Origin of the sequence: Pseudomonas sp. 18.1.10 (genome assembly GCF_024655625.1) — a bacterium.
Classification (GTDB): domain Bacteria; phylum Pseudomonadota; class Gammaproteobacteria; order Pseudomonadales; family Pseudomonadaceae; genus Aquipseudomonas.
This window is the reverse complement of sequence record NZ_JANLGL010000277.1, coordinates 1-6,040: the sequence shown is the minus strand read 5'-3', so window position 1 is coordinate 6,040 and position 6,040 is coordinate 1. Positions and strand designations below refer to the sequence as shown.

Here is a 6,040-nt window from a genome sequence, read left to right as displayed (position 1 = left end):
ATAATAGGGGCCCCCCCCCCCCCCCCCCCCCCCCCCGCCCGCTCCCACATTCAGTTGTGTGTTTGGTTGACGATCACGGTGCAGGTAATACCGGCGGCCAACAGCACCCCTTCCGGCACTTCATCAATATGAATCCGCACCGGCACCCGCTGCGCCAGACGCACCCAGTTGAACGTCGGGTTCACATCCGCGACCAACTCGCGGCTCTCGGGGTTGTCGCGGTCGTAGATGCCCCGCGAGATGCTTTCCACATGGCCCTTCAAGGTCTCGCCGCTCATGAGCTGCATGTCAGCTTTATCGCCCACCTTCACATGGGGCAGCTTGGTTTCTTCAAAGAAGCCATAGACCCAGAAGGAATTCATATCCACCACGGCCATCTTCGCCTCGCCGATGCGCGCATAGTCGCCGCGATGCACGTTGAGGTTGGTGACGTAGCCGTCCACCGCCGCCAGCACCTGGGTGCGCTTGAGGTTCAGCTCAGCCGCTTCCAGTTGCGCCAGGGCGTGCTGGTAATCGGCCAGGGCCGAGTCGGCGATGTTGCTGGCGTCGTCGCGGTTTTCCTTGGAGATCACCAGGGCGTCGAGGTCGGCGCGGCGGTGGGCGTTGACCTTGCGCATTTCCCAGGTGGCTTTGCGTGACGCCACCAGCGATTGCGCCTGTTTGACCGCGATGCGGTAGTGCTCGGGGTCGATCTGCATCAGCAGGTCGCCCTTCTTCACCAACTGGTTGTCGCGCACCGGCACATCGACCACTTCGCCAGTGACGTCGGCGGCGACGTTGATGATGTCGGCGCGCACGCGGCCGTCGCGGGTCCAGGGGGTTTGCATGTAGTGCACCCACAATGTGCGGCCAATCCACATCGCCAAAGCCAGTACCAGCAAGGTGGCAAGCAGGCTGAAAAACTTTTTCATCGGGGCATTCTCAACGGTAGACGGTCAGCGCCAGGGCGCCGAACAGGCAAACGAACAGGCTCAGGCGCAGCAACGCCGGGTGCCAGAAAAAACGGTACAGGTCGAACCCGGCCAGGAAGCGGTCCAGGGCCCAGGCCAACACGGCTGCGATCAGGAACATCAGGGTCATGGTCGGCATGTAGATGCCGTGGAACGCGATTTCACGGGGCATGCGCAGCTCCTTTGAGGGCAGCGAGGGGCGATTGCGGGTCCAGCAGCGAGGTGCGGATAAAGTGCAGGTAGCTTTTCACCCGGCGCAGGGCCGAGGTGTCGAAGTGCGGGGCGAAGGGTTCATCGGTGGCCTGTACGCGGCTGATCGCATGGTCCACGGCGATCAGGCCGCGCTCCAGGTTGCTCGCGCTGGGTTGCAGGAACAGACGCACCAGCGAACGGCCCATCACGCGGATCGCCTGGCGCCACGGCTGGGATTCGGCGTAGGCCGGGTGCACCGGCAAAATCGCCTGTTCCTTGCGCAACTCGATGATCGCGTGGCCGACTTCCAATACCACGAACATCCAGCGCAGCAGGTCGCGCTGCACTTGCGGCTGGCCGACGGCAAGGCCATAGGCCTGGTGCAGCAGGTCGCGGGTGCGGCTTTCGAAACTCGACGCCAGGCCCTTGAGCTTGCCGCTGATGGCATACACCACTTGCTCGCGCAGGTCCTGCTCCAGGCGGCGCCACAACCAGCGGCTGTTGGGCGGCAGGATGATCGCCCCCGCCGCCGCGCAGACGAGCATGCCGATAATCATCGCGATGTAGTCGTTGATAAAGGTGTAGGGGTTGTAGACCGTGAGGTTGTCCGGCACCGAGCCGGTGCTGAAGAAGATCAGCAGGCCGACGCCCACCCCGGCGTATTGCGGGCGTGAGGCGAGGAACGCGCCGAGGACGATCACCGGTGCGAGCATTACGCACAGCAGCGGAAAACCGTCGATCCACGGGAACACGAAGAACATTTCGACAAAACCCACCAGCGCACCGATCAAGGTGCCGCAGGCCATCTGGAATGCCATGCGCTTGGGGTTGGGCGTGGCGGCGGACAGGCCGACGGTGGCGGCGGCGATCAGGGTCATGGTCGCGCCGCTCGGCCAGGCGGTGGCCACCCAGTAACTGCCCAGCACGACCAGGATGAACGACGCGCGAATCCCCGAGGCGGCGCAGGCCAGCCAGTTGGTTTTTGGCGTGTAGGGTTCGTCCCAGTCTTCGCGGGCGTGGCTGTGGTCGGCCAGGGATGCGTGGGTGAGCGCGTAGTTGTGCAGGTCGTCGACGAAGCGATAAAGCAGCTCATAGGCCGTGTGGAAATCCAGCTGTTCGGCCTCGGTGGGCTCGCCTTCCTGGAATGCCGCCCGCAGGCTGCGCACCTTGGCGGGCAAGTCGTCCTTGTAGGCGGCGAGTTGCGCCACCAACCGAGCCGCATCCGGGCTGGTGAGGGCGCGGCCGGAGAAACCGTCGAGCACTTCGGCAAGGTCGTGCAGGCCCGGCTTGATCGCCGCGACCACGTGATCGGCCGCATCGGTGCGCAGCCGTTCGAGCAACTGGTGCAGGGCATTGAAGCGCGTGGTGATGCTCATGAATTCGCTGTTGAGGCGACTGAGCCGACCGTTGCGCCGACGCATGTGCGGGTCTTCGAACACGGTGAGGCTGCGTAGCCCTTCCAGGCCCACGGCTTCGGCGATAAACCGCACGTTGCTGGCCTCGAACCCGTCACGCTGGCTGCGCCCACGCAGGCCGTCGGTGACGAACAGCGCAAACACGCCGAAGCGCTGGTACAAGGCGTTGCGCATGGCGGCGCTGGAGGTCTGCGGCAGGATCGCGGCGCTGACCAGGGTGGAGCACAAAATGCCCAGGGAAATCTCCAGCACCCGCCACACTGCCGCCATGAACGCGCCGTCCGGGTGCGCCAGGGCCGGCAGGCCGACCATCGCGGCGGTGTAACCGGCGAGAACAAATCCATAGGCGCGAAAGTTGCGATTACGGGTCGCGCCCGCGGTGCAAATGCCCACCCAGATCGCCAACGCACCAAGGAACAACTCGGTGTTCTGCGCAAACAAGGCGATCAACAACACCATCACCGCCGATCCCGCCAGGGTGCCAAGGAAGCGATAGAAGCTCTTGGCAAACACCTGGCCGCTCTGCGGTTGCATCACGATAAACACGGTGATCATCGCGGTGCGCGGTTGCGGCAGTTCCAGGCGCATCGCCAGCCACAGCGTGAGGAACGCGGCGATCAGCACCTTGAAGATATACACCCAGGTCACGCCGTCGCTGCGCGCCCAGTCGAAGAAACCGCGGCGCCACTCAAGGGCGTGCAACCAGCGCAGCGGTGCAGGCAAGGGAGTCATTCAATCCTACTCAGTGATCAAACACGGCGAGGGCCGCCGGGGTCTTGCTCGGGAGGGTCTTGTCGGCTTGGGGCACATCGTTGCCAGCACCGAGGCCGCCGCCCAAGGCGGTGACCAGTTCGGCATGGGCCGTCAGGCGTGCGGCCTGGACCTGTTGTTCGATCTGCTGCTGGTGAAACAGCAAGGTCTGCGCATTGAGCACATTGAGGTAATCGGTGAGGCCGCGCTGGTAGGCGATCATCGCGATGTCGTAGGTTTTCTGCGCCGAGGCCACCGATTGCGCGGCGAAGCCTTGTTGCTTGTCCATGGACTCGCGGCGGATCAATTGGTCGCTGATGCCCTTGAGTGCATTGACCAGGGTCTGGTTGTACCGGGCCACGGCGATGTCGTAGCCCGCGCTGGCTTCGCCCAACTCGGCACGCAAACGCCCGCCATCGAAGATCGGCAAGGTGATCGCCGGGCCGACGTTGTAGTTGAATTTCTTGCCGGCGAGAAACTCCAGCATGCCGCCGCCCGTGGCCATGTAGCCGAGGCTGCCGACCAGGTCGACGTTGGGGTAAAAGCCGGCGTGGGCCACATCGATGCCACGGGCCTGGGCCGCGACCTGCCAGCGGCTGGCGACCACGTCCGGGCGCTGGCCGAGCAATTGCGCGGGCAGGCTCGACGGCAGTTTCAGCGGTGCGGCCAGGGCCAGGCTCGGTCGTTGCAGCTGCGCGCCCTCCCCCGGGCCTTTGCCCGCCAAGGCCGCGAGCTGGTTGCGGCTCAGGGCGATCTCTTCGTCGAGGGCGTCCAGTTGGCGATGGGTTTCCGGCAACGGGGTTTCAGCCTGGCTGACGTCGAAGTGAGTGCCGATCCCGGCATCCAGGCGTTTGTTGGCCAGGTCGAGGATCTGCTGTTGCTGGGCCAGGGTGGCCGCAACGATGTCGCGGTTGGCGTAGTGCAACGACAGCTGGATATAGGCGCGCACCACGTTGTTTTGCAGTTCGAGCTGGGCCTGGCGCGCTTCGGCAGCGCTCATGTGGGCCATGTCCACGGCACGCTCGGTGGTGTTGCTTTCGCGGCCCCACAGGTCGAGGGCATAGCTCAGGCCCAGGGATGAGTTGTTGTCCCAGGTGTTGGCGCCGCTCAGCTCGCCGGGGCCGTAGAACTGATCCTTCGGCCAGTTGTGGCGTTTGAGGGTAGTGTCGCTGTTGATCTGCAACGACTCGGCCGATTCGGCAATCCCGGCCATGGCCCGTGCTTCACGCACACGCGCGGCGGCCATGGCCATGCTCGGGCTGTTGTGCGTGGCGAGGGCCACCCAGCGGTTGAGTTGGGGGTCGCCGTAGGCTTGCCACCATTGGGCGGTGGGCCAATGGGCGTCCCGGGCGGCGCTCTGGATCGCTTCGTCGGTGGCCAGGGTATTGGCGCTGAGGGCCTGGCCTTGGGGGGCGATTCCTCCGGTTCCGATGCAGCCGCTGATTGCTAACGATAAGGCCCAAACACTGAGAGTCTTCAGCTCTCTGCTGATGCGACGCGGCACGGCGAACGAATTCCTGAGGTGGTATTGCGGGGTAGGTGGCGCAATTCTAGGCGGCGGCACAGAGGACGATAAGCTGGCATTCCTGTGAATCTTTGTTACCGTTCAAGCGATAATCCGTTGGTAGGGATCACTGGACGGCGTAACTTTCTGTCACAATTTGCTATCTCCCTTGAGAACACCCCATGGACACTTTGCAAAACATGCGCGCGTTCAGTTGCGTGGCCGAAGCCGGCAGCTTCACCGCCGCCGCCGCGCAACTGGACACCACCACGGCCAACGTCTCGCGCGCGGTCTCCAACCTGGAGGCCCACCTGCAAACCCGCTTGCTCAACCGCACCACCCGCCGCATCGCGCTGACCGAAGCCGGTAAACGCTATTTGCTGCGCTGCGAACAGATCCTGGCCTACGTCGAAGAAGCCGAAGCCGAAGCCAGCGACGCCCACGCGCGCCCCGCCGGGCAGTTGAAAGTGCACACCATGACCGGCATCGGCCAGCATTTCGTGATCGACGCCATCGCCCGCTACCGCCGCACCCACCCGGACGTGACCTTCGACCTGACCCTGGCCAACCGCGTGCCGGACTTGCTCGACGAGGGCTACGACGTATCCATCGTGCTGGCCAGCGAGCTGCCGGATTCGGGTTTCGTCTCCCAGCGCCTGGGCATCACCTACAGCATCGCCTGCGCCTCGCCGGATTACGTCAAGGCCAAGGGCTGCGCGCAACGCCCCACTGACTTGCTCAACCACGCCTGCCTGCGCCTGGTCAGCCCGGTGATCCAGCTGGACAAGTGGACCTTCAACGGCCCCGAAGGCCAGGAAAGCGTCGCGATCAATTCTTCACCGTTCCTGGTCAACTCGGCCGACGCGATGAAAACCGCGATCACCAGCGGCATGGGCGTCGGTTTGTTGCCGGTGTATGCCGCGATTGAGGGCCTGCGCAACGGCACGCTGGTGCGGGTGATGCCAACGTACCGCTCGCAGGAGCTGAACCTGTACGCCATCTACCCGTCGCGCCAGTACCTGGATGCGAAGATCAAGACGTGGGTGGAATACCTGCGCGGGTCGTTGCCGGAGATTCTCGCGGCGCACCAGGCGGAGTTGGCGGCGTATGAGTTGAGTGGCGGGTTGGGCGGCGCTCGTTTGGCCAACTGATAAACATCAGACGGTAGAGTTCCAATGTGGGAGCGGGCTTGCTCGCGAAAGCGGTGTGTCAGTCAATCAATCTTTATC

General features: G+C 64.2%; 5 protein-coding genes. 1 reads left to right on the top strand and 4 read right to left on the bottom strand.

Annotated elements, in window-relative coordinates; all coding sequences use genetic code 11:
• Positions 1-50: 50 nt before the first annotated feature.
• From NUV89_RS26770 to NUV89_RS26755, 4 genes are read right to left on the bottom strand one after another with little or no spacing between them, the layout of a single operon-like run.
• Complete coding sequence (locus NUV89_RS26770; protein ID WP_124527408.1) at positions 51-911, bottom strand: HlyD family secretion protein; 861 nt, start codon at positions 909-911, stop codon at positions 51-53.
• A gap of 10 nt (positions 912-921) precedes the next feature.
• Entirely contained in the window at positions 922-1,122 is a 201-nt protein-coding gene (locus NUV89_RS26765; protein WP_017738673.1) for a DUF1656 domain-containing protein, read from the bottom strand.
• Entirely contained in the window at positions 1,112-3,289 is a 2,178-nt protein-coding gene (locus NUV89_RS26760) for an FUSC family protein (RefSeq protein ID WP_257783683.1), read from the bottom strand. Before NUV89_RS26760 ends, NUV89_RS26765 begins: the two co-directional genes overlap by 11 nt.
• Positions 3,290-3,299: 10 nt before the next feature.
• Entirely contained in the window at positions 3,300-4,811 is a 1,512-nt protein-coding gene (locus tag NUV89_RS26755) for an efflux transporter outer membrane subunit (RefSeq protein WP_257783682.1), read from the bottom strand.
• Positions 4,812-4,993: 182 nt separating this feature from the next.
• Between NUV89_RS26755 and NUV89_RS26750 the strand changes: the two genes are divergently transcribed.
• Positions 4,994-5,962, top strand: a complete 969-nt coding sequence (locus NUV89_RS26750) for a LysR family transcriptional regulator (protein WP_257783681.1) — start codon at positions 4,994-4,996, stop codon at positions 5,960-5,962.
• Positions 5,963-6,040: the final 78 nt, after the last annotated feature.